At 67.2% G+C, this 21,294-nt stretch carries 20 protein-coding genes; 11 read left to right on the top strand and 9 right to left on the bottom strand.

Annotated elements, in window-relative coordinates; translation table 11 throughout:
* The first annotated feature begins 1 nt into the window (after window position 1).
* From C7I55_RS10085 to C7I55_RS10075, 3 genes are read left to right on the top strand one after another with little or no spacing between them, the layout of a single operon-like run.
* A complete protein-coding gene (locus C7I55_RS10085; RefSeq protein ID WP_233222142.1) occupies window positions 2–415 on the top strand; it encodes a DoxX family protein in 414 nt (137 codons plus the stop codon).
* Window positions 412–1,989, top strand: a complete 1,578-nt coding sequence (locus C7I55_RS10080) for an MFS transporter (protein WP_233222141.1) — start codon at window positions 412–414, stop codon at window positions 1,987–1,989. The genes C7I55_RS10085 and C7I55_RS10080 overlap by 4 nt, the downstream gene beginning before the upstream one ends.
* On the top strand, window positions 1,986–3,359 hold the full coding sequence (locus C7I55_RS10075) for an alginate export family protein (RefSeq protein ID WP_106512802.1): 1,374 nt from the start codon (window positions 1,986–1,988) through the stop codon (window positions 3,357–3,359). Before C7I55_RS10080 ends, C7I55_RS10075 begins: the two co-directional genes overlap by 4 nt.
* A 41-nt stretch (window positions 3,360–3,400) precedes the next feature.
* On the opposite strand, the gene C7I55_RS10070 is transcribed toward C7I55_RS10075, so the two are convergent.
* On the bottom strand, window positions 3,401–4,099 hold the full coding sequence (locus C7I55_RS10070; RefSeq protein ID WP_106512801.1) for a pirin family protein: 699 nt from the start codon (window positions 4,097–4,099) through the stop codon (window positions 3,401–3,403).
* 186 nt (window positions 4,100–4,285) lie between these two features.
* Here C7I55_RS10070 and C7I55_RS10065 point away from each other — a divergent pair, with 186 nt between their 5' ends.
* A complete protein-coding gene (locus tag C7I55_RS10065) occupies window positions 4,286–5,215 on the top strand; it encodes a LysR family transcriptional regulator (RefSeq protein WP_106512800.1) in 930 nt (309 codons plus the stop codon).
* Window positions 5,216–5,283: 68 nt separating this feature from the next.
* Here C7I55_RS10065 and C7I55_RS10060 read toward each other — a convergent pair whose 3' ends face one another.
* From C7I55_RS10060 to C7I55_RS10050, 3 genes are all read right to left on the bottom strand, one after another.
* Window positions 5,284–5,739, bottom strand: coding sequence for a DoxX family protein (locus C7I55_RS10060; protein WP_106512799.1), 456 nt, complete (start codon window positions 5,737–5,739; stop codon window positions 5,284–5,286).
* A gap of 122 nt (window positions 5,740–5,861) precedes the next feature.
* Window positions 5,862–6,647: an alpha/beta hydrolase gene (locus C7I55_RS10055; RefSeq protein WP_106512798.1), complete on the bottom strand. Its 786-nt coding sequence runs from the start codon at window positions 6,645–6,647 to the stop codon at window positions 5,862–5,864.
* A 6-nt stretch (window positions 6,648–6,653) separates the two neighbouring features.
* Window positions 6,654–7,484 (bottom strand): alpha/beta fold hydrolase, encoded by an 831-nt coding sequence (locus C7I55_RS10050; protein WP_106512797.1) that lies wholly within the window; start codon window positions 7,482–7,484, stop codon window positions 6,654–6,656.
* Window positions 7,485–7,749: 265 nt separating this feature from the next.
* Here C7I55_RS10050 and C7I55_RS10045 point away from each other — a divergent pair, with 265 nt between their 5' ends.
* The 3 genes from C7I55_RS10045 to C7I55_RS10035 all read left to right on the top strand — a co-directional run bounded on the left by C7I55_RS10045 (window position 7,750) and on the right by C7I55_RS10035 (window position 10,032).
* Window positions 7,750–8,397, top strand: coding sequence for a response regulator (locus C7I55_RS10045; RefSeq protein WP_233222140.1), 648 nt, complete (start codon window positions 7,750–7,752; stop codon window positions 8,395–8,397).
* A gap of 246 nt (window positions 8,398–8,643) precedes the next feature.
* Window positions 8,644–9,027, top strand: coding sequence for a response regulator transcription factor (locus C7I55_RS10040; RefSeq protein ID WP_158266368.1), 384 nt, complete (start codon window positions 8,644–8,646; stop codon window positions 9,025–9,027).
* A gap of 99 nt (window positions 9,028–9,126) precedes the next feature.
* Entirely contained in the window at window positions 9,127–10,032 is a 906-nt protein-coding gene (locus tag C7I55_RS10035) for a phytanoyl-CoA dioxygenase family protein (protein WP_158266367.1), read from the top strand.
* Between the two features lie 32 nt (window positions 10,033–10,064).
* Here C7I55_RS10035 and C7I55_RS10030 read toward each other — a convergent pair whose 3' ends face one another.
* The 3 genes from C7I55_RS10030 to C7I55_RS10020 are packed head-to-tail and all read right to left on the bottom strand — an operon-like array spanning window position 10,065 to window position 11,742.
* Window positions 10,065–10,616, bottom strand: a complete 552-nt coding sequence (locus C7I55_RS10030) for a hypothetical protein (protein ID WP_106512793.1) — start codon at window positions 10,614–10,616, stop codon at window positions 10,065–10,067.
* Window positions 10,613–11,302: a hypothetical protein gene (locus C7I55_RS10025; protein ID WP_106512792.1), complete on the bottom strand. Its 690-nt coding sequence runs from the start codon at window positions 11,300–11,302 to the stop codon at window positions 10,613–10,615. The genes C7I55_RS10030 and C7I55_RS10025 overlap by 4 nt, the downstream gene beginning before the upstream one ends.
* Window positions 11,303–11,361: 59 nt before the next feature.
* Window positions 11,362–11,742, bottom strand: a complete 381-nt coding sequence (locus C7I55_RS10020) for a heavy metal-binding domain-containing protein (RefSeq protein ID WP_106512791.1) — start codon at window positions 11,740–11,742, stop codon at window positions 11,362–11,364.
* Window positions 11,743–11,986: 244 nt separating this feature from the next.
* Between C7I55_RS10020 and C7I55_RS10015 the strand changes: the two genes are divergently transcribed.
* The 3 genes from C7I55_RS10015 (at window position 11,987) to C7I55_RS10005 (ending at window position 15,495) form a co-directional block, all read left to right on the top strand.
* A complete protein-coding gene (locus tag C7I55_RS10015) occupies window positions 11,987–12,337 on the top strand; it encodes a DUF6152 family protein (protein WP_106512790.1) in 351 nt (116 codons plus the stop codon).
* A gap of 3 nt (window positions 12,338–12,340) precedes the next feature.
* Entirely contained in the window at window positions 12,341–12,820 is a 480-nt protein-coding gene (locus C7I55_RS10010; RefSeq protein ID WP_199192779.1) for a DUF6644 family protein, read from the top strand.
* A 221-nt stretch (window positions 12,821–13,041) separates the two neighbouring features.
* Window positions 13,042–15,495 carry a TonB-dependent receptor gene (locus C7I55_RS10005; RefSeq protein WP_106512789.1) on the top strand — a complete coding sequence of 818 codons (2,454 nt, stop codon included), beginning with the start codon at window positions 13,042–13,044 and terminating at the stop codon, window positions 15,493–15,495.
* Between the two features lie 171 nt (window positions 15,496–15,666).
* Here C7I55_RS10005 and treF read toward each other — a convergent pair whose 3' ends face one another.
* Window positions 15,667–17,271 carry an alpha,alpha-trehalase TreF gene (treF, locus tag C7I55_RS10000; RefSeq protein WP_332888416.1) on the bottom strand — a complete coding sequence of 535 codons (1,605 nt, stop codon included), beginning with the start codon at window positions 17,269–17,271 and terminating at the stop codon, window positions 15,667–15,669.
* A gap of 227 nt (window positions 17,272–17,498) precedes the next feature.
* Here treF and C7I55_RS09995 point away from each other — a divergent pair, with 227 nt between their 5' ends.
* Entirely contained in the window at window positions 17,499–18,617 is a 1,119-nt protein-coding gene (locus tag C7I55_RS09995; protein WP_106512788.1) for an amidohydrolase family protein, read from the top strand.
* A gap of 80 nt (window positions 18,618–18,697) precedes the next feature.
* Here the strand turns inward: C7I55_RS09995 and C7I55_RS09990 are convergent, their stop codons facing one another.
* A complete protein-coding gene (locus C7I55_RS09990) occupies window positions 18,698–21,226 on the bottom strand; it encodes a TonB-dependent receptor domain-containing protein (RefSeq protein WP_106512787.1) in 2,529 nt (842 codons plus the stop codon).
* Between the last annotated feature and the right edge of the window lie 68 nt (window positions 21,227–21,294).

Below are 21,294 nucleotides of genomic sequence, written 5' to 3'. Positions count from 1 at the left end.
CGTGACACCCGCACCGATCGCCCGCCTGCTGCGGGAGCGTAGTTTCGCGATCGCCGCACGGCTGATCCTGACCCTGCCCTTCTGGGCAAGCGGGATCGCCAAATTGCTCGATGTCGACGCCGCCTTCGCCGAAGCGGCCCATTTCGCGCTCGATCCGGCCTGGCTGGTGGTCACCGCGACCATTCTCGTCCAGATCTTCGGCTCCGCCCTCGTCGTTGCCGACCGCTGGACCTGGGTCGGTGCCGGCGCGCTCGGCGTGTTCACCGCGCTTGCGACGATCATTGCCCACCCCTTCTGGTCGATGGCCGAGCCGGTCGCCCGTTTTCACGAACGCAACACCTTCCTCGAACATGCCGGTCTTATCGGCGGATTGATGCTCGCCGCCGGAATGACCCCGGCTGGGCGCAGGCGGTGAGCGACGTGTCGCCGCCGCCTGCGTCGCCGCTCGCAAGTCCGCTGTTCCGCGCGCTGTGGCTGGCGACCATCGTGTCCAACATCGGCACCTGGATGCACGATATCGGCGCGTCCTGGCTGATGACGTCCTTGTCGCCGAGCCCGTTGATGGTAGCGCTGGTCCAGTCGGCTACCACTCTGCCGATCTTCCTCTTCGCCCTCCCCGGCGGCGCCCTCGCCGACATCGTCGACCGCCGCCGCCTCCTCGTCGCCGCGCAGCTGTGGAGCCTCGCCGTGGCCGCCCTGCTTGCCGGCCTGACGCTGACCGGCGTGACCGGGCCGGGCCTGCTCCTCGCCTTGACCTTCGCCTTGTCCTGCGGAAGCGCGCTGAGCGCACCTGCCTTCCAGGCGACGGTGCCGGAGCTGGTGCCGCCCGCCTCGATTCCGCAGGCGGTCGCCCTCAACAGCCTTGGCGTCAACATCGCGCGGGCGATCGGTCCGGCGCTCGGCGGCCTCATCGTCGCGCTGTCCGGCCCCGCCGCCGTGTTCGCCTTGAACGCCGTGTCGGTGCTCGGCATCGTCGCCGTGCTGCTGCGCTGGCGGCGCCAGAAGAACCCGCCCGCCCTGCCGGCCGAGCATTTCATCGGCGCGCTGCGCAGCGGTCTTCGCTATGCGCTGCGCGCGCCCGATCTGCAGGCGGTGCTGGTGCGCAGCCTGGGCTTCTTCCTGTTCGCCAGCGCGCCCTGGTCGCTGCTGCCGCTGATCGCCCGGCGCGATCTCGGCCTCGGCGCGGGCGGCTATGGCGGCCTGCTCGCCTTCGTCGGTCTCGGTGCGGTCGCCGGAGCGATCGCGCTGCCGCGGATCCGCCGCCGTCTGTCCGCCAATGTGGTGACCGTCGCGGCCACCCTGATGTTCGCCGCGATGACGGCCTTGCTCGCCGCCGCGCACAGCTTCGCAGCGGCGGCAGCGGCCTTGCTGGGCGCCGGCATCGGCTGGATTGCGATGATGTCGTCGCTCAACGCCGCCGCGCAGCTGGCGACGGCGCCTTGGGTCAAGGCCCGGGCGCTGGCTTTGTATCTGCTCGTCTTCCAGGGCTCGATGACCGCCGGCGCCGCTTTTTGGGGGTGGGTGGCGTCGCAGGCGGGCATTCCGACTGCCCTGCTCTGCGCGGCGGCGGCGCTCGGGGCGGCTTCGATCCTCGCCCGCCGCTTCGCGATCCCGGCGGCGACGGCCGATCTCGCTCCATCGCTCCACTGGCCGTCTCCCGAGACCGGCGGCGAGATCGAGAGCGATCGCGGGCCGGTGATGGTGACGATCGAATATCGGGTGGAGCCCGCCCGCGCGGCCGCGTTCGCGCGTGCGATGGCGCCACTGCAACGGATCCGTCGGCGCGACGGCGCGCTCGCCTGGGGCCTGTACGAGGATGCGAGCGCGCCGGGCACGATCATCGAATATTTCATTGTCGAAAGCTGGCTCGAGCATCTCCGCCAGCATGCCCGCGTCACCAATGCCGATCGCGCCGAGCAGGATCTGGCCGGCGCCTTCCACCTCGGCCCGGAGCCGCCGCTGGTACGGCACTGGATCGCTCCGGCATGACTGGCGCGGCTCTGCTGGCGCTCGCCCTGCTCGCCGCGCCGGCGGCGGCGGCGAGCCCCGGGGCCCCGGCATTCCATACCACCCGTTACGAGGAGGATTGGTCGGTGCTCGCCGGCGCGGACGCCGTGCCGCGCTGGCAGCGCGCCAAATATCGGCCGCTCGACGGCTCAGGCGCCGCCTGGCTGAGCACCGGACTTGAAGCGCGCCTGCGCTACGAAGGCTTTGACGACAATGGCTGGGGCGCGGCCGAGGCGCCGGACGACGGCTATCTGTGGCTGCGAGTCATGCCCCATGCCGATCTCCATGCCGGCCCGCTTCGCGGCTTCGTCCAGGGCATCGCCGCGGGCGCGCGCGGCGTCGCGCCGGCCGCGGGACCGCTCGATCGCACCGGCGTGGACCTGCTCCAGGGCTTCGCCGAGCTTCGGCTGCCGCTGGCGGGCGAGACCAGCCTGATGCTGCGCGGCGGCCGCGCACTGATGGCGCTCGGATCGGAGCGCCTGGTCGGCGCGCGCTACGGCCCGAACGTTCCGCTGCCGTTCGACGGCTGGCGCGGCGGCATCGCCCACCGCGGCGCCAGGCTCGATCTGCTGCGTCTCCGCCCGGTAAAGGCCGGCCCGGGTGACTTTGACGACCGCAGCGACGGCAATCGCCGCCTCTCCGGAGTCTACGCGACCCTGCCGGTCGCGGGGGCGCTGTCGATCGACCTCTACCGGTTCGCCTATCGCCGCGAGGCCGGGGCTTCCGAACAGGGCGAGGGCCGCGAACGGCGCAGCACGCTCGGGCTGCGCCTGTTCGGCACCGCGGGGCCATGGTCGTGGAATTGGGAGGCGATGCGCCAGCGCGGGCGCTTCGGCGATGCCCCCATCCGGGCCTGGTCGATCGCCACCGAAACCGCGTTTGCCGCGCCGTCGCGTCCGCTTCGGCCGCTTCTGCGCGTGCGCGCCAACATCGTCAGCGGCGACCGTGATCCCGCCGATCCGACGCTGCAGAGCTTCAATCCGATGTTCCCGAAAGGAAAATATTTCGGTGAGCTCTCGCCGATCGGCCCGTACAATATCGTCAACCTTCACCCGGCGCTGGAGCTCGATTTGGGCCGCGGTTTCGGCGCGTCGCTCGCCGGGGTGCGCTACTGGCGGCAGAGCCGCGGCGACGGCATTTACGACATGGGCGGTGCGCTGCTGCGTGCGGGCGCCGGCACGAAGGCCCGTCACATCGGCACCCAAACAGAGGCGGTGCTGACCTGGACGCCGCACCCCCTCCTCTCTTTCTCAGCCTCCGGCTCGATGTTCGCCGCCGGAGACTTCCTCCGTCGCACCGGGCCCCACCGCAACATCCGCATGATCGCGCTGGAGGCGATGTTTCGCCTCTGACGAGAAGCCGCCGGGACGATGTCCCGGCGGCTTCCGATCCGTCAGGCCGCGTCGACCAGAACGATTTCGCTGTCCTCGATCGCAGTGATTGCGATCACGTCCAGTTTCTCGATCGCGGCGCCGTCGCGGGCGTTGACCCGCACGCCGTCGATCTCGATCGCCCCGGTCGCCGGCACCAGATAGGCGCGCCGGTCGGCGCCGATCCGGTATTGCGCCGTCTCGCCGGCCTTCAAGGTGGCGCCGACCACCTTGGCATCCGTCCGGATCGGCAGCGCGTCCTTGTCGTCCGAATAGCCGCTGGCGAGCGTGACGAACTGCCCGGCGCGATCGTTCTTCGGGAACGGCTTGGCGCCCCAGGCCGGCTGCTCGCCGTTGCGGGTCGGGATGATCCAGATCTGGAAGATCTGGGTCTCCTCCGCCTCGAGATTATACTCCGAATGGGTCACGCCGGTGCCGGCACTCATCACCTGAACGTCGCCCGCTTCGGTGCGCCCGACATTGCCGAGGCTGTCCTTGTGCGTGATCGCGCCTTTGCGGACATAGGTGATGATCTCCATGTCGCGGTGCGGGTGCGGCGGGAAGCCGGTGTTCGGCGCGATCGTGTCGTCGTTCCAGACCCGCAAATTGCCCCAGTGGACGCGCTTGGGATCATGATAATTTGCGAACGAGAAATGGTGCTTGGCATCGAGCCAGCCATGATTGTCGCCGCCAAGGCTGCTGAATGGGCGCAGTTCGATCATCGTTGGTCTCCTTCGTCTCGCATCTTGAGGTGGGAAAACGCCGCTCGCCTGTTGCCCGACGGGGCGGAAACCCGTCCGACGGGTCTGCCGCGGCGCCCGCAACTTCACTTCGATGACCGGGATATGGATCTTGCCTGCTCTCCTGTTCAGTGGGATAAAGTTGCCCTCATCGTTCGAGAAAGTTGAATGGCAAATCCCGGCACACCCACGTTCGATCAATTGCGTCTGTTCCTCGCCGTCGTCGAGACCGGCAGCTTCGGCGGTGCCGGACGCAAGCTCAACCGGGCCGTGTCGGTGGTGAGCTACGGCATCGCCAATCTCGAGGCGCAGCTCGGCGTCACCCTGTTCGACCGCGAAGGCACAAGGAAGCCGCAGCTGACCACCGCCGGGCGCGCCGTGCTTGCCGAGGCGCGGACCATCTCTGGCGGTGTCGACAGCCTGCGCGCCAAGGTCAAGGGCCTGCTCGACGGGCTCGAGGCGGAGGTGAGCCTCGCCGTCGACGTGATGCTGCCGGCGGCGCGGCTCGGCGCCGTGCTGCGCGCCTTCCGGACCGCCTTCCCGACCGTCGCATTGCGCCTCCATGTCGAGGCGCTGGGCGCGGTCACCGCTCTGGTGCTCGACGGCCGTGCCGGGCTGGGGCTCAGCGGCCCGCTGGCCACCGACGTCGACGGGATCGAGCGGATCGTCGCCGGATCGGTACAGATGGTGCCGGTCGCGGCGCCCGATCACCCGCTGGCGCGAATCCATCCGCTGCCGCCCGGGGCCGCGCGCGATCATATCCAGCTGGTGCTGACCGATCGCTCGCCGATCAGCGCCGGCCGCGATTTCGCGGTGCAGAGCCCGCGCACCTGGCGGCTCGCCGATCTCGGCGCCAAGCACGCGCTGCTTCGGGAGGGGATCGGCTGGGGCAACATGCCGCTGCCGATGATCGAAGCGGATCTCGTCGAGGGCAGCCTCGTCCGCTTGGTCATGCCCGACGATCCCGGCGGCATCTACCGCTTCTGTGCGATCCATCGCCGCGACGCGCCCCCCGGCCCCGCTCTGTCGTGGCTGCTCGACCGCTTCGTCGAAAGCGGCGCGGAAGATACGCCGCCCGTCGGGACGGCCGAGTTGTAGCCGGTCATGCGAAAAGGCCGGGGCCGCATGATGCGGCCCCGGCTTGCGGTATTCCGGCGGGCAAAGGTTCAGCGGCGATTGTCGAAGCTGAAGCGACCGGCTCCGAACGCGACGATCTGGAGCAGCCCGCCGGCCATGGCGATGTTCTTGAGGAAGTGGATGAACTGGTTCTGGTCGCCGAGATCCGCATGGAAGGTCAGGGCCGTCACCACCGAGAAGGCGGCGAGGAGCGCGGCGACTAGCCGCGTTCGGTAGCCGGCGATCAGCAGCGCACCGCCCGCCAGTTCGACGAGGATCGCGGCGGCAAGCGCAACCGTCGGGAACGGCAGGCCGACCGAGGCGATATAGCCGATCGTCGCCTGCGGCGCGGTGAGCTTGGAGACGCCGCTCAGCACGAAGATGGCGGCGAGGCCGATCCGGCCGACCAATGGCAGGACCGAATTTGCGAGCGCGGCCGTGCCGGCGCCGGTGCCGATGCTGCTGGATGAGGTGCCGAGGGTCGAAGCGGGGGAGGTGGTGAGCATGTGCATTCTCCTGTCTGAAGCGCGGCGCACCGCTGCGTCGCCGTCTGGAATGCAATTTAGCCGCCGCTCATGTTCCGTGGAGTGGAATAAGATCGCACGATTTGTTCGATATCCTGGAAGAGCTACGGCATGCCTCGCGCATGTTCCAGCGCCCAGGCGAGCGCCGCTTCGGCGACCTGCTCCCAACCCGCTTCGTTGCACAGGAAGTGCGATCGCCCGGCGAATTTGCAATAGGATGTGGTCGAGGGCGCGCCCAGCTGCCGGCGATAATTGCTCTCCACCATCGCGGCCGGCACCGTCCGGTCGCGCCCGCCGGCGATCAGCAGCAATGGTGGCCGCGCCGGATTGTCCCAGCGCAGCCGATTGCCGATGCCGAGCAGCGCCTGGAAGAAGATGCGGCCGGGCGTCGGCACGATGAATTTGTCGTGGGCATAGAGACGCTCGGCCGGCGGCAAGGTCTGGGCAAATCCGGTCGAGAAGCCGCGGAGGCTCATCGTCATCACTCGGTTCCAGCCGTTCCAGGCGATGAAGACCGGCAGCGATGTCCAGGCCGCGCGCGGGTGCGGCGCTACGCCGAAGGGCGGGACCGGGGCGATCGCCACCCCGGCCGCGCCAAGCCCGCGCTCGAGCAGCAGCTGGACGATCAATCCGCCGAAGGAATGACCGATCAGGACCGGCGGTGCGGGCGAGGCGGCGACGAGCGCAGAATAATGATCGACCAGTTGCTTGACGCCAAGGCGCGCCAGCGCCCGTGCGGGGCGCTGGCGCAGGATGTCGATCGGCCGGTCCATGCCGGGCCATGGCGGCGCCGAGACCGCCAGGCCCTGACGTTCGTAGAACTGGCGGAACCGATCCCAGGAACTTGGCGTCAGCCAGGCTCCGTGGATCAGCATGATCGGTGCCGCCATGCGGGATCAGATGCGGATGAAGGCGAGCAGATCTGCGTTGATGATCTCGGCGTTGATCGCGAACATGCCGTGCGAAAGCCCCGGATAGGTCTTGAGCGTGCCGTTCGGGAGCAGCTTGATCGCCTTGTGCGCCGAATCCGCGATCGGCACGATCTGGTCGTCCTCGCCGTGCAGGATCAGGACGGGCACGTCGATCGCCTTGAGGTCGTCGGTGAAATCGGTCTCCGAGAACGCCTTGATGCAGTCGTAATGGGCCTTGAGGCCGCCCATCATGCCCTGCCGCCACCAATTGTCGACGACCCCGTCGAGGGTCTTCGCACCCGGACGGTTGAAGCCGTAGAACGGGCCGCTCGGTACCTCGCGATAGAATTGCGCGCGGTTGGCGGCGAGCGCGGCGCGGAACCCGTCGAAAACCTCCAGCGGCAGCCCCTCGGGATTGGCCTCGGTCTTGACCATGATCGGCGGCACCGCGCTGATCAGCACCGCCTTGGCGACTCGGCCCTGACCGTGCTGCGCGACGTAGCGCGCGACTTCGCCGCCGCCGGTGGAATGGCCGATATGAACGGCATTGCGCAGGTCGAGCGCGGTGGTCAGCGCGGCGACGTCGGCGGCATAGGTGTCCATCTCGTTGCCGGCGTCCGTCTCGGTGGAGCGGCCATGGCCGCGGCGGTCATGGGCGATCACTCGGAAGCCCTGGCCGTGGAAGAACAGCAATTGCGCGTCCCAATCGTCGGCGCTGAGCGGCCAGCCATGATGGAAGACGATCGGCTGCGCGTCCTTGGATCCCCAATCCTTGTAGAAGATCTCGGCCCCGTCCTGGGCGGTGATGAATGGCATGTCTCGGTCTCCTGTGCGTGGTTGGGATCGGCTGCGGAATAACCCGCCAGCCCGGCCGCGCTTATCCCGCACGGCCGTGCTGACAATACCCGTTCGGGTGAGGCGTTCGGATGACGATCGCTTATGCAGAAGGCCTGTGCCTCGGCAGCTCTGTCCCGAAACCGGTTCCAGGCGTGCAACGAAATCGTTGAATCGGCCGTGCGGGAGTGCTTATGATCGGTCCGGAGAGGATGCCGTCGGCGCGAATTGGCTTATGGAGCCGCCTGTGACTGACGCCTGCAGACTGCCGACCGCGGCCCCGATCCGGGTGCTGGTGGTCGACGACCACCCGATGATGCGCGAAGGCATCGTCGCCGTGCTCGCGCGCCAGGACGACATGGTGGTCGTCGGGCAGGCCGCAGACGGTGCCGAGGCGATCGACATGTTCCGGAGCGTCCGGCCCGATATCACCTTGATGGACGTGCAGATGCGCGGGCTCGGCGGCATCGAGGCGATCGAGCAAATCCGCGCCGAGGCGCCGGCCGCCCAGATCGTCGTGCTCACCACTTATCCCGGCGACACGCTGGCGCTCCGCGCGCTGCGCGCCGGCGCCGCCGGCTATCTGCTCAAGAGCTGCATCCGCAAGGACCTGCTCGACACCATCCGCGCCGTCCACGGCGGCCGCCGCGCGATCGCGCCCGAAGTCGCGCAGGATATCGCCCTCCACGCCACCGAGGATCGGCTCAACGAACGTGAGATCCGCATCCTCAGCCTGGTGGCCGAGGGGCAGGCCAACAAGCAGATCGCCTGGCAGATGGCGCTCTCGACCGACACGATCAAAGCGCATCTGAAGACGATCTTCACCAAGCTCGACGTCGCCGACCGCACCCACGCCGTGGTGATGGCGGCCCGCCGCGGCTTCATCCAGATCTAGACACGTCATCGATGCAGGATCAGAAGAACAGCCGCATTTTTCGCGTGCGCCCGTATGGCTCCGGCGCAGGCCTTCGCCACCCGTCGCACGCAGCTCACAAGAGACCGCAAATACAGCATTTAGACTACTGCAAAGCCAGGCTTACCATCTTACATGGATTTCTCCTGACCCGTCGCAGGCATTCGTGCTCACGCCGGCCGGTCGCACCTCGCCTCGGGCGGGGTCTTGCCGCGTGAGTATGCCTGCTTGAGTGATCTGCCCGCCGTTTACGTCGTCGAGGACGATTCGTCCGTCGCCCGGTCGATCTTCATCATGCTCGAGCTCACCGGCTTCGGGCCGCGGCTGTTCGAAACCGCCGACGATCTGCTCGCGGCGCTGGGCTCGCTCGCGCCCGGGTGCCTGGTCATCGACCTCAACCTGCCCGGCACCAACGGCCTCGCCGCGCTTGGGGAGCTTCGTCGCCGGGGGATCGACTGGCCGGCCCTGATGATGACCGGCGAGCGTGCGGGCGAGATCCACGCCGAGGCGACCGCGCTCGGTGCCGCGACGGTGCTCGAAAAGCCCTTCTCGACGGAGCTGTTCCTCGGCGAGGTGAAACGCGCGCTGGCGCCTGCCGCCTTGCCGGTGTGATCAAGGCGGTGCAGCGTCGGGCCGATCGCCCCGGCGCAGATTGCATCGCGGGGACGCCGCCTTTACACGAACCTGTCGTGGGTCATGAGGCGCCCCTTTATGCTCGAGCCGCAATTCGCCACTGCCGAGACCGCATCGGATTTCCGCAGGCTCGGCTACGCGGTCGCGCCGCTGCTCACTGCCGATGAAGTGAGCGCCGTGCGCGGCGCGCTCGACGGGTTGATGCGGGATCATGCAAAGTCCGGGCGATCCGACGACGATCTCCGCCAGGGCCACATCACCTATTACAACGCCGACGGCGCCTACCAGGAGGCGGTTGCCGCGCTGGTGCGCGCCACCTTCACCCCGGTGCTCGATCGCATCGTCTCCGGCTATCGCGTGTCCGCCGGAGGCGCATTCATCAAGCCGCCGGGCGGCGGCGAAATGGGCGTCCATTGCGATTACCGGGCGACCACCGATCCGGACGCGGTGACCTTCACCCTCTGGTGTGCGCTGGCGGACGTCGACGAAGCCAACGGCGCCCTCTGCCTGCTGCCCGGAAGCCACAAGGTTCGGGACCAGATCATCGGCCCCGGAGTCTCGCCATATTTCGAATCCTATCCGGACAGGATCAAGAGCCGATCCGTGCCGGTGCGCGTGCGCGCCGGCGAAGCGCTCCTGTTCCAGACCGGAATGATCCACTGGTCCCTGCCGAACCGCAGCGACCGGCTGCGACCGGCCATCCACTTCATCGCCGTCCCCGCGGATGCGCCCCACGTCATCTACATGCCGAAAGACAGCGTCCCTCCGAAGCGCTTCGAAATTCTCGATCTGAGCGACGTCCTCGCCTTCCATCCGGGCGTGCATCCGCCGAGCCTGGGATCGATCGACCACAGCAACCGGCCGATCGGCTGGCCCGAGCTCGAGCGCCTCGTCGACGAGGCGGTCGGCGCGCCCCCAAAAGCTGCGCCTGCCGGTCTATGGGCACGGTCCCGCACCCTCGTCCGCCGTGCGTTTGGCGCCTGAGCCCTGCGCAGCGATGCGCGCCAGGCCGCGCGTCAGCTTTGCGGCATCAGCGAAACATCCGCATAGACGAAGCCCAAGACGGCGGTTCCCGCCGGGATCTGCGCGCTGGTCCCCTGGACGAAGCTGGCGAGCGGACCGAGCAGCACCGTCCCCGCCACCACCGGCCCGGTGCTCGCCTTGCCCTTGTCGACGGCACGGCCGCCCAGCCTGATCCGCGCGCCGCCGGCTTCGACGAACAGGATGCGCACCTCGAGCTTCCCCGCTTTGCCCATGATGCCGCGGCCGACCACCCGTGCCACCTCGCCGGTGGCCGGGGCGCCGCGCGGGATGACCACGCCCCCCTCCACGACGACATGGTCGACGACCTCCAGCGCGAACCGCTGACCCTGGCGCGCATGCTTCGAACTCAGCGCTTCGAGCGTCCTCATCCGAACCTCGGTGCCGGCGCGGAGCACCGGGCGCCCTCCACCCGGCGACGGCACGGCGGTCACCGGAGGGGCCGGGGAATGCCCTTGCGGCGCAGCAGCCTGCGGCGACTCGCCCGCAAGGATCGCCGCGAAAGCGATCAGCGCCGCCGCGATCATGGCTGTGCCGGCGACGCGGCGACGGTTACGACGGGCGCCGCGCGCTCCGGCTCGATGAAGGCGGCAGCCGCAGGATCGTAGAGCAGATCGTCGGCGAGATAGCCGTTGAAGATGTGGCCGGCCTTGAGCTTGCCCTGGCTACCGCGGGCGAACAGCCCCAGTACGCCGAAGCCGAGCATCGCCAGCGCGACACGGTCGCCGCCCTTGATGCCCTTGCTGCCATCCTCGCCGGTCAGCGCGATCCGCTGCCCGCCGACCTCGGCATAGAGCAAGCGTGCGCCGATCTGGCCGGCCTTCCCGACGGCGCCATTCTCGCGGATTTCGGTGACTTCGCCAAAGGCCTTGGCGCCGACCGGGATGATGGTGACGCCGTTCAGCGCCACCGCCTCGTCGACGCGCAGAGCGAAGCGCTCGCCGGCTTTCGCCTTGTGGGTGTTGACCTCGTTCAGCACCATCAGCCGGACCATGGTCTCGCGCGGCACCAGCAAGGCGCCGGGACGATCGGTCGGCGCCCTCGGCGTTGCGACGAGTAATTGCGGTGCCACGGCGTCAGCTGCCGAAGCAGGGGCCGCAGCGGCCGTCGCCGAGTCCGGGGCGGTGGCAGGATGCTGGTTCTGGGCGACCGCAGCCGTCGGGCCGGCGGCGACGCTCACCGCGGCAAGCGCGGAGACGATGGATCGGATCATGGAGCCCCCCCGGCCAAGCGAGCCGCCCGCTGCGCGATGCCGCGGCAGGCGGCTGCGGCTCAATTGGCCGGTGCGGCCGCCGGCTTGAAACGGATCGCAGTGCCGGTGGCGTTGGTTTTGCCCCAGCTGGTCAGCGACACGTGCGAATCTCCATAGGATGCGTTGATCACCGCATCGGCGCCCTTCTTCTCGGCGCGCTCCCACAATTCCTTGTAGATCTTCTTCTGCGAGGCTTCCTTGCTGAAGATCGTCGCCTTGCGAACGCCGGCTTTGACTTCCCCGACCACCTCGTAAGGACGATCGGTGATGTCGTGCGGGAAAACGGGAACGCCGACTTCCTCGTTGACGATGACGAAGCTCTTGGGCTTGTCCTTGGCCAGCGTCGGCGTGGAGACGAGCGCGAAGGCCAGCGCAAGCGCGCCGAAATGCTTGACGTTCATTGGTAACCCCCTGGTGTTGAACTTGGAACGTGCAAGGATTTCGGTGCAGTGTCAACGCGATAGAGTGGTTAACCGTGGATCACCGTATTCCCCTCACATCATTTGCCTCTATGCTGTTCGTGAACCTCTTCGGCCCTAGGCGTGCCTCGCAGCGATCCGGCAAGAGACTTCGCTCTCGCGATCGGCTAAGCAGAATGATACGCGGGGCGACCTCTCGCCCTGTGCTTCGACACCGGAGGCCGAGATGAAGCTTTCCACTTACGCCGTCGCAATCCTGCTTGCCGCCTGTCCGGCCGCCGCCGCCGCGCATCATGGCTGGAGTTCCTACGACGAGACCAAGCCGATCACCCTCACCGGCCCGCTGACGGCGATCTCGTGGGGCAATCCCCATGGAACGGCACGGATGAAGTGGAAGGGCAAGACGTGGGATGTCATTCTTGCCCCGGTTAGCCGAATGGAATCGCGCGGGCTGACCAACGCGATGATCGCCAACAACAAGAAGGTGACGATCACCGGCTATGCCCGCCGGGATGGGGCCCCCGAAATGCGCTTGGAACGAGTCCAGGTCGGCGACCGGACGATCGAGCTGCGCTGAACGGTGGACGGCGCGCTGCTCGCCATCGCCGATGCGCTGAACGATTGGGGCGTCGGTGGGTGGGCGCGATCCTCGCCGTCCGCTTACCCGTTCGCCAACGTCGTCCACCTGCTCGGGCTCGTCATGCTGATCGGGAGCATCGGCGTCGTTGATCTTCGGATCGCCGGACTGTGGCGGGCGATCCCGCTCGGCCCGCTCGCCCGGGCTTTGATCCCGGTTGCGGCCGCCGGACTCGTCATCCTCGCCGGCAGCGGCCTCATTCTGTTCGCCGCCGACGGCCGTGCCTTGGCAGTGTCCGACACCTTCCAGCTCAAGTTGCTGCTGATCGGCGCCGGGCTTGCCAACGTCCTGCTGTTCCGCCTGCTGCGGCGCGGGCGCGATCCCGCTGCCGATCCGACGCTTGCGGTGCGCTTGGCCGCATCGCTGTCGTTGCTGATCTGGCTGGGCGTCGGCACTGCGGGACGCATGATCGCCTATGCCTGAACTCGCCTGCCGGACCTGTCGGCGGGGGCGGCAGGTGACCGGGTCGGCTCCTGCGGCCCGCATCAACGCCGCTTTCCGCCATAATGGCGCCAATCCCCCCTTCCCTCGCCGCCGCCGGTGATAGAATGGCCGCGCGGGCCTCAAGGTCGGATCGGCCAGGCACCGCAGCGATCCGCACCGGCAGCGACCGGTGGATCGACGAGAAACGATAGGGGAGACGCATGCGTACCATTCGCCCTTTCACATCCGTTCTGCTGTCCGGGATCGCTCCGGCAGCCGTGCTGCTGTTCGGCGGAGCCGCCGCCGCCCAGGCACAGGAAACCAGCGAGAGCCTCGCCGCCGAGGACCAGGCTCAGCGCAGCGCGCCCGAAAGCCCGGGAATCGCCGACACCTATGGCAATGACGACGAGATCGTCATCGTCGGCACCGCTGGCGCCGGCACCCGGCGCCAGGACGCCGCCTTCGCGGTCACCACGCTCAGCAACGAGGCGATCGAACAGGCCGCGCCCAACAGCACCGCAGACCTGCTGCGCACCGTCCCCGGTGTCAGCGCCGAAAGCTCGGGTGGCCAGAACGGCGCCAATATCTTCGTACGCGGCTATCCGTCAGGCGGCGACGCGCAATTCGTCACCTTCCAGCTCAACGGGGTGCCGATCTTCCCGCCGCCCACCCTCTCCTTCCTCGAGAATTCGCAGGTGGTGCGGCTGGACGAGACCGTGCAGCGGGTCGAGGCGGTGCGCGGCGGCACCGGCGCGCTGTTCTCCAGCGGCCAGCCGGGGCTCACCGTCAACGTCGTCCAGCGCGAAGGCGGCGAGACGCTCCACGGCCTCGCCAAGATCTCCTACACCGATTATGACGAACTGCGCGGCGACGCCTGGATCTCGGGGCCGATTAATCGCGACACCTATTTCATGATCGGCGGCTTCTACGCCCGCGGCAACGGCATCCGCGATCCTCGTTTCCGCGCCGAGGAAGGCGGACAGATCACCGCCAATCTCCGCCACGATTTCGGCGATCGCGGATCGGTGCTGATCTATGCGCGCTATCTCAACGATCACGGCCAATGGCTGCTGCCGATCCCGATCGTCCAGAATGGTGAGGAGATCGACGAATATCCGGGCTTCGATGCCGGCACCGGAGCGCTCGCCGGGCCCGACACGCGGATCACCGTCAACAATGCCGGGCGCAGTGTCGATCTCGCCGAGGGCCGCGGCGCGAACGTCGGCAATGTCGGCGTCACCTTCGATTACGAGCTCGTCGACAATCTCCGGCTGCGCGAGCGGATGAGCTGGCTCGGCGGCAGCGCCGACACGATCGGGCTGGTGCCGACCGAGCCTCCGACCAGTGCGGCGGCGCTCGCGGTCACCCTCGGCGGTCCGGGCGCGACGGTCGGCAGCCTCACCTTCGCGAATGGCGGCGGCAGCCTCGCCGCCGGCCAACAGGTGATGCGCGCCGGAATCTGGGAGGTCCGCAAGGAAATCCAGTCGTTCGTCAACGATCTCTCGCTCGAGTTCAAGACCGGCGGCAACACGCTGACCGCCGGCTTCTATTATGCCGATTACGACACGCGCGATTCCTGGGCGCTGGGCAATCAGGTGCTGCTCACCGCCGAGGAGAATGCACGTCGCTTGAACCTTGTGCTCGGTGACGGCCGTCTGGCGACACGCGACGGCTTCACCTCCGGAGCGACCTTCGCGGTCAACGCATATTACACAGGCACCGACTACGCTTTCTATGCGGTCGACGAATTCCAGATCACGCCGCAGCTGCGGGTCGATGCCGGCGCGCGCTGGCAGCGCCACGTCGTCGACGGGCGGATCGAGAACCTCACCACCAATGCCGACACCGATGCCAATCCGTCGACGCTCTTCAACAATGGCACATCGGTGCTGAACGGCACCTTCCGCACCGTCGATTTCAGCGAATCCCGCTGGTCGTTCACGGCCGGCGCCAATTTCGATTTCACCGACCGGATCGGAGTCTTCGCCCGCTACAGCAAGGGCCGCAGCTTCCCGCAATTCGACAATCTGCGCGACAATCTGCGCATCATCGCGACGGTCGACACCTACGAAGCCGGGCTCAAGCTCTCGATGCCCTGGCTCAGTCTGTACGCCACCTTGTTCCACAACGAGTTCGAAGGTCTCGCCAGCAACCAGATCATCGGCAACACACTGGTGGAATCGGTCGGGGGCGCGAAGGCGAACGGAGTCGAGCTCGAAGGCACGCTACGGCCCTTCCCCGGCTTCACGCTCAGCGCGTCGGGAACCTGGCTCGACGCGACCTACCAGGATTTCTTCACCGCCGGCGGCACCATCGACAATAGCGGCAACCGCGTCCAGCGGCAGCCGCGCTGGCGCTGGCGGGTGACGCCCGCCTACGAGATGGATCTCGGCGGGATCACCCCGTCGCTGTTCGCGACCCTGGAATATCTCGGGGACCGCTTCTCCGATCCGCAGAACCAGCAATTGCTGCCGCATTTCTACCAGCTCGACGCCGGCATCTCGGTCGATCTCAACCGGCGGCTGCGGCTGCAGGTCACCGGCAACAATCTCACCAACGAGATCGGGCTCACCGAGGGCAATCCGCGGATCATCGGCGCCCAGGGCAGCGGCCCGATCCTCGCCCGCCCGATCCTCGGCCGCTCCTTCCGCTTCAGCCTCGCCTACGAATTCTAGAAGCGTTCGTTGTGGAAACGCCCCTCCACGACTTCGTGGAAGGGCCGGGGGTGGTCCCTTCTTCTTCTTGCACATCAATCGCCGGGAGAAAGAACCACCCCCTGGCCCCTTTCGCGAAATCGCGAAGGGGAGAAATGATGGCCGGCACCCGTTCCAGACCTGCTTGAGCGCCTAGTTGGGCGCGCGCGGCGTTCCCCTCGCGCCCCCTCCCTCGGCGCCGCTCAGCAAATCCGGATAGCGCTCCAGCAAGGCGGAGGCGACGCCGTTGGTCCAGCCGAAGCCGTCCTGCAACGGATATTCCCCGCCGCCGCCGGGGCGGCGCGCCTCGACGTCATATTTTTCAAGCATCTTGCCGGTCTCGCCATAGGTGCGGGCCACCGTCTCCATCCAGCGGCGGGCGATGTCGCGCGCGAGTGCGTCTTCGCCGGAGCGGGCGAGCCCGTCGATCGCAACCCATTGCAACGGTGCCCAGCCGTTGGGCGAATCCCATTGCTGGCCGGTCCGGTGGGGCGTCGTCCGCAGGCCTCCGGGGGCCACCAGCACCTGCCGCACCATCGCCGCAACCGCGCGTGCCTGCGCCGGCGAAGCGGCGCCGACGAACAGCGGGTAGAGCGTCGCCGCCGAGACGATCGTCGTCGGCCGCTGGGCGCTCCGCTCCCAGTCGCCATAGCGGCCCTCCTTAGCGATCCACAGATAGCGATCGATGGCCTGCTTGCGGCGTGCCGCCAGCCTGATGAACTCGGCGGCGCAGGCCGCATCCGCAGCCTCCCGGCATCGCCGTGCGATACGCTCCTCCATCGCCAGCATCAGGGCATTGAGATCGACCGGGACGATATCAGTCGTTCGCACACTTGCGAGCGAGGCCGGGTCGGCGAGCCAGCGCGAAGAATAATCCCAGCCGCTTTCCGCCCCCGCCCGCAAATGCCGGTAGACGGTGGCGGCCGCCCGGTTCGGCGCTGCGGCGGCGGTTGCGACATCCTCGCGGAAGGATTCGTCGCGCGGTGTGTCGCGATCGTCCCAATAGCGGTTGAGCAGGCTGCCGTCCGGCATGCGCACGACCCGCTTGCAGGCGCCGCTCCTGTCCAGGCACCCGGCTCCATCCATCCAGAAAGCATGTTCCCGGCGCAGCGCCGCGAGCCTGCGCACCGCGACCTGCGTATTCCGGTTCGTGGAAAGATCCAGCATCAGCGCAAAGAATGGCGGCTGCGAGCGGCTCAGATAATAGGTCCGCATGCCGTTTGGGATGCGCCCGTGGTGTTCGATCACCGCAACGAAATCGTCGAGCATCGACTCGATCAGCGGCGCCTGCTTGTCCGCCGCCAGCCCCAGCATGGTGAAGTAGCTGTCCCAATAATACATTTCGCGGAAGCGCCCGCCTGGCACGACATAAGGTGCCGGCATCGGCAGCGCCGATCCTCCGGGCTGAGCGGCATTCGGCTGGCGGACCAGCATCGGCCACAATTGCTGCATGTGCCGGCGCAGATCTTGCGGCTGGTGATCGTTGACCCCGGGCACGGTGAAGTTCCGGAGCACGAAGTCGCGCAGCGCCGGCGCGCCTGCGGGACGCTCCCGCGCATAATCGGCGACGATCTCGGCCGCGCTGCGGCGGGGAACCGCGTCGACGAAGGTCTTGCCGTCCTCGAACACCCGCTCGGTCTGCACCGCCCGGAACAACGGGCCATAGAGATCCGCAGGCGATCCCTGCCCCTGCGCCACGCCCGACCAGGCAAGCGACATCGCGACGCTCAGGCGCGCCCACCACCAGGATCCGTTCATCTCACCTCCGACTGCCGGCTGTGCCACCCGTCTTAGCCCAGGCACGCCCACCGAATGAAGAAGTCGCTGCCGCCACTCGCTCCGAAACGGACCGGAAGCGAGGACAGCATCGATACTGACACATGAGCGGGTCCTTCTCGGCCGCATGCCCCTCTCCGCCCGCGAACCTTCGCCCCGCCTATGCGGGTTAGGGGCCGCCATGTAGACAGCACATGCGGAGGCAGGCCATGACGACGAGTCGACGAAGGTTTCTGACCGGAACAACGGCGGGGCTTGCGCTTGCGGGGGTCGCAGCGAAGGCCAAAGGTCAGGCGCGCCCGGCGCGGGTTCGCCGGATCGCGACCGAAGAGGCGTTCGCCACGCCCGAACTCGTCAAGGCTTGGCTGGACATCGCGCGCGCGGATCCAGGCTCCAGCCTCGATGTGTCCACCGGCATTCTCTCGATCTTCGACAATCCACGGCCGGGCTCGAACCAGGATCGATTTCGTCGTCAGCTGCTCGATCTCGATACCGAGCGGGTCGCCGAAATGGACGCGGCCGGTGTCGACGTTCAGCTGCTCTCGGTGACGATCCCGGGTGTCCAGATGTTCGAACCGGCCCTGGCGAGCAGGCTCGCCATCGCCACCAACGACCATCTGGCCGCGGCGATCGCACGCCATCCGACACGGTTCGCCGGCCTGGCCTGCTTCGCGCCCCAGGATCCGGGCCCTGCGGTCATGGAAATGGAGCGCGCGGTCACCACGCTCGGCATGAAGGGCTTCATCGTCAATTCGCACACCGCCAATCTCTATCTGGACGATCCGCGCTTCGCGCCGATCCTCGAAGCGGCGCAAGCGCTCGATCGGCCGATCTACCTCCACCCGCGCGCGCCTTCCAACGGCATGGCCGCGCCGTTTCGCGACTACAGCATGGGCGGATCGATCTGGGGGTTCGGGATCGAGGCCGGGACTCACGCGGTGCGGATGATCCTCGGTGGAGTCTTCGATCGTTATCCGCGTCTGCGGATCGTCCTTGGTCATATGGGTGAAGCGCTGCCATTCTGGATGTGGCGGCTCGATCACATGGCAGCACGCCGGGCGAAGGACGGTCGGATGAAGCCGCTCGCGCTGGCGCCGTCCCAATATTTCCGCCGAAACTTCGCTGTGACCACCAGCGGCTTCGAATCTCCCGATGTCCTCGATCTGGTAATCGGGGCAGCCGGGATCGACAACGTGATGTGGGCGATCGATTATCCATATGAAAGCTCACGCGATGCCGTGGCCTTCCTCGAGAAGGCGAGCCTGAGCAGCGATCAGCGCGCCACCATTTTCCACCGCAATGCGGAACGTCTGTTTCGCATCGCGTAGACGGGATTGGCGAACGACGACGGATCGACACGGAGCGCTCCTCCGGGAGCCTCCGTGTCGATCCATTGCTTTCCTGGGCCTTAGAAGGAGAGGCTCAGCGAGGTCGAGATGGTCCGGCCATTGTTGGCGCGGCCCCAGCCGATCCCGTTCGCCGGCACGGTGGCCTGCGAGATTTCGTAATAGCCCAGCGAGTTGAACAGATTGTTCGCGTTTACGCTCAGCTGCACGCGCTCCGTCGGGTGGAACTGAACGAAGGCATTCACCACGGTGAACCCGGGCATCCGCAGCTGGTCGGTGTCCTGCGCATAGCTGCTGGTGACCGTGATCGCGCTGGCGCCGAACGTGGCGTAGCGGGTGCTCACCTGCGGCATCAGCTGGAAGGTCCACTCCGGCTGATGGCGTGGCTCGAGGCCGGTGATCGCAGCGTTGAGGAAGTCCTTCATGATCTTCGCCTTGGTGTAGGTCGCGCCGGCGTTCAGGCTGAAAGGACCACGGCGGAAGCTACCTTCGAATTCCGCGCCGTAGGCGCGGTACAGGCGCGACGTGCCGAGCCCCGAGCCGGACTGGATGTTGTCGTCCTCGGATTTGGCGTGGAAGCCGGTGAGATTGAGCGCGAGCCCATTCTGACGGAACTTCACGCCACCCTCGAGCTGCTTGACCGTGTCATAGGCGTTGGACGAATCCGGCAGGTCGCCGCTGTTATAGTCGATCGCCGAGGTGAACAGGATCTTGTCGGCATTGGCGCGCGCGCCGCGGCTGTAGCGTGCGAAGATTGCCAGCGGCTCGGCGATGCGGAAATTGATGCCGGCCGAATAGCTGAGGTATCCATAGTCGTAGTTGACCGGCGACGGCTGGGTCAGCGGAAGGATCGCGGTGCGCGACTCTGCCACCGAGATGACGCCGTCGCGATTGAAGTCGACGGAGGTGATCCCCGGCCGGCCACCGCCAAGATCGGCGCCGAACACCTGGCCGTTGACGCTGCCGATGTCGTAACGAAGGCTGCCGCCGATCGCGATCTTGCCGAAACGATAGTTGACCGAGCCGTAAGGCGCAGTGATGTCGTAATCGACGTTGAAAGCCCGGTGAAGCAGGCTCAGCCCCTGGATCGAGAAAGCCGAATAGCCGTTCTGGGTGACCCTGGTGCCTGCAGCATTGGTGACGTCGACCAGTGCCGCTTTGCCGCCGCCGACCACGTCCTGGATCGCAGTCGAGTACAACCAGTCCATGTCGACCGTCTGCATCGCCTTGTAGAGGCCTGCGGTGACCGTCAGATCGCCCGCACCGACCTTCCAGACGCGATTGGCACGCAGATCGTTGGTGAAGTTGTTGAGGGAGTGAAGCTTCACCTTGGCGAGATAGACGCTCGCCAGCAGGCCATTGCCGTTGAGCCCTGCCAAGTCGGTGATCGCCTGCCCGGCATTGGGACCATTGGCATAGCGCAACGTGGCGCCGGCACCGCCGGTGGCCGCCGCGATCGTGGCGGCAGGCGCGATGCTGCCCGGAACCAGGCGGAAGAGATCGCCGGAGTTCGCCGAGTAGCGCGCGCGCTCGGTCACTGACCATCCACCGATTTCGAACTGCGCCTCGAGGCCGATCGACTTCGACTTTGCGTGCATCCCGTCGTGAAAGTTCTCGGCAACCGGCTGATTGTCGCGGTCGAGCGAAAGGAAGGTCCCGATGTTGCTGGAAAGCAGCGAATCCTTCTTGGGATCGAAATTGGTGATCTTCTTGAATTCGGGATCCGCGTCGGTGCCGGTGATCATCACCGGTGCCGGCACATATTGCGGCGAGCGATCATCGAGCAGCTTGCCGTAGAGACGGACGAAGCCGTTGTCGAACTGGCGGGTGACGTTGAACTTCACCTGGCCGCCGCGATAGCCGTTATAGCCGATGTCGCGCGGGCCTTCCCCGCTCCGATAGAAACCGCCAACGTGGAAGCGCAACGTCTCGCTCAGCCTGGTGCCATATTCGAAATCGATGCGCTTCTCGCCGTAGTCGAGCCCGGTGGTCGCCTGGACGGTGCCACCCTCGGAATCGCCGGTCTTCGAGATCAGGTTGATCACGCCGCCGGGCGAGTTGGAGGCGAAGGTCGAGGCCGAGCCGCCGCGGATCGCCTCGATCGCCGCGAGGTTCAGGTCGGCGCGAATGAAGACGTCCGATCCGGCATTGAAGATGTCGCCGAATTCCAGGACCGGCAAGCCGTCTTCCTCGATCTGCAGATATTTGGATCCGCCCGAGGCGAGCGGCAGACCGCGGATGGTGTAGTTGGAATTGCCTTCGCCCGAAGACGCTTCGACGCGGATGCCGGGCAGGGTGCGAAGGATCTCGGCAAGCGAGCGCGCGCCCAGCTTGCGGATCTCGGTCGCCTTCAACGAGCTGGTCGAAATCGCGCTGTCGAGAATGTCGCGCCCCTTGGCGACGCCGGTCGAGAAGACCTCCTCTTTCGCCTTGCCGGAGGCCGCACCTGTGGTGTCCTCCTGCGCCGCCTCGGCGGATGCGGCCACAGTCTCGCCGCCGGATGCGGCGGAGGCGTTCTCCGCGTGCGCGGCATAAGCAGGCATCGCAAGCGCCAGCGGCGCCGCGGTAAGGAAGAGGGTACCCCGTTTCATGATCAATTACGCTCCCGGACAAAAACTATGTCCCGGTATTCATAGGAAGAACCCGCACGTACCGAGCA

Origin of the sequence: Allosphingosinicella deserti, from assembly GCF_003012735.1 — a bacterium.
GTDB classification, from domain to species: domain Bacteria; phylum Pseudomonadota; class Alphaproteobacteria; order Sphingomonadales; family Sphingomonadaceae; genus Allosphingosinicella; species Allosphingosinicella deserti.
The sequence above is the reverse complement of the archived record's forward strand: the minus strand, read 5'-3'. Positions and strand labels throughout refer to the sequence as shown.

Coding starts and splice junctions, on each gene's coding strand:
- C7I55_RS10020 (WP_106512791.1), bottom strand. CDS start 11,742: ATGAACGTCAAGCATTTCGGCGCGCTTGCGCTGGCCTTCGCGCTCGTC.
- C7I55_RS10005 (WP_106512789.1), top strand. CDS start 13,042: ATGCGTACCATTCGCCCTTTCACATCCGTTCTGCTGTCCGGGATCGCT.
- C7I55_RS10015 (WP_106512790.1), top strand. CDS start 11,987: ATGAAGCTTTCCACTTACGCCGTCGCAATCCTGCTTGCCGCCTGTCCG.
- C7I55_RS10060 (WP_106512799.1), bottom strand. CDS start 5,739: ATGCTCACCACCTCCCCCGCTTCGACCCTCGGCACCTCATCCAGCAGC.
- treF (WP_332888416.1), bottom strand. CDS start 17,271: ATGAACGGATCCTGGTGGTGGGCGCGCCTGAGCGTCGCGATGTCGCTT.
- C7I55_RS09995 (WP_106512788.1), top strand. CDS start 17,499: ATGACGACGAGTCGACGAAGGTTTCTGACCGGAACAACGGCGGGGCTT.
- C7I55_RS10030 (WP_106512793.1), bottom strand. CDS start 10,616: ATGATCGCGGCGGCGCTGATCGCTTTCGCGGCGATCCTTGCGGGCGAG.
- C7I55_RS10055 (WP_106512798.1), bottom strand. CDS start 6,647: ATGGCGGCACCGATCATGCTGATCCACGGAGCCTGGCTGACGCCAAGT.
- C7I55_RS10025 (WP_106512792.1), bottom strand. CDS start 11,302: ATGATCCGATCCATCGTCTCCGCGCTTGCCGCGGTGAGCGTCGCCGCC.
- C7I55_RS10035 (WP_158266367.1), top strand. CDS start 9,127: ATGCTCGAGCCGCAATTCGCCACTGCCGAGACCGCATCGGATTTCCGC.
- C7I55_RS10050 (WP_106512797.1), bottom strand. CDS start 7,484: ATGCCATTCATCACCGCCCAGGACGGGGCCGAGATCTTCTACAAGGAT.
- C7I55_RS10070 (WP_106512801.1), bottom strand. CDS start 4,099: ATGATCGAACTGCGCCCATTCAGCAGCCTTGGCGGCGACAATCATGGC.
- C7I55_RS09990 (WP_106512787.1), bottom strand. CDS start 21,226: ATGAAACGGGGTACCCTCTTCCTTACCGCGGCGCCGCTGGCGCTTGCG.
- C7I55_RS10075 (WP_106512802.1), top strand. CDS start 1,986: ATGACTGGCGCGGCTCTGCTGGCGCTCGCCCTGCTCGCCGCGCCGGCG.
- C7I55_RS10065 (WP_106512800.1), top strand. CDS start 4,286: ATGGCAAATCCCGGCACACCCACGTTCGATCAATTGCGTCTGTTCCTC.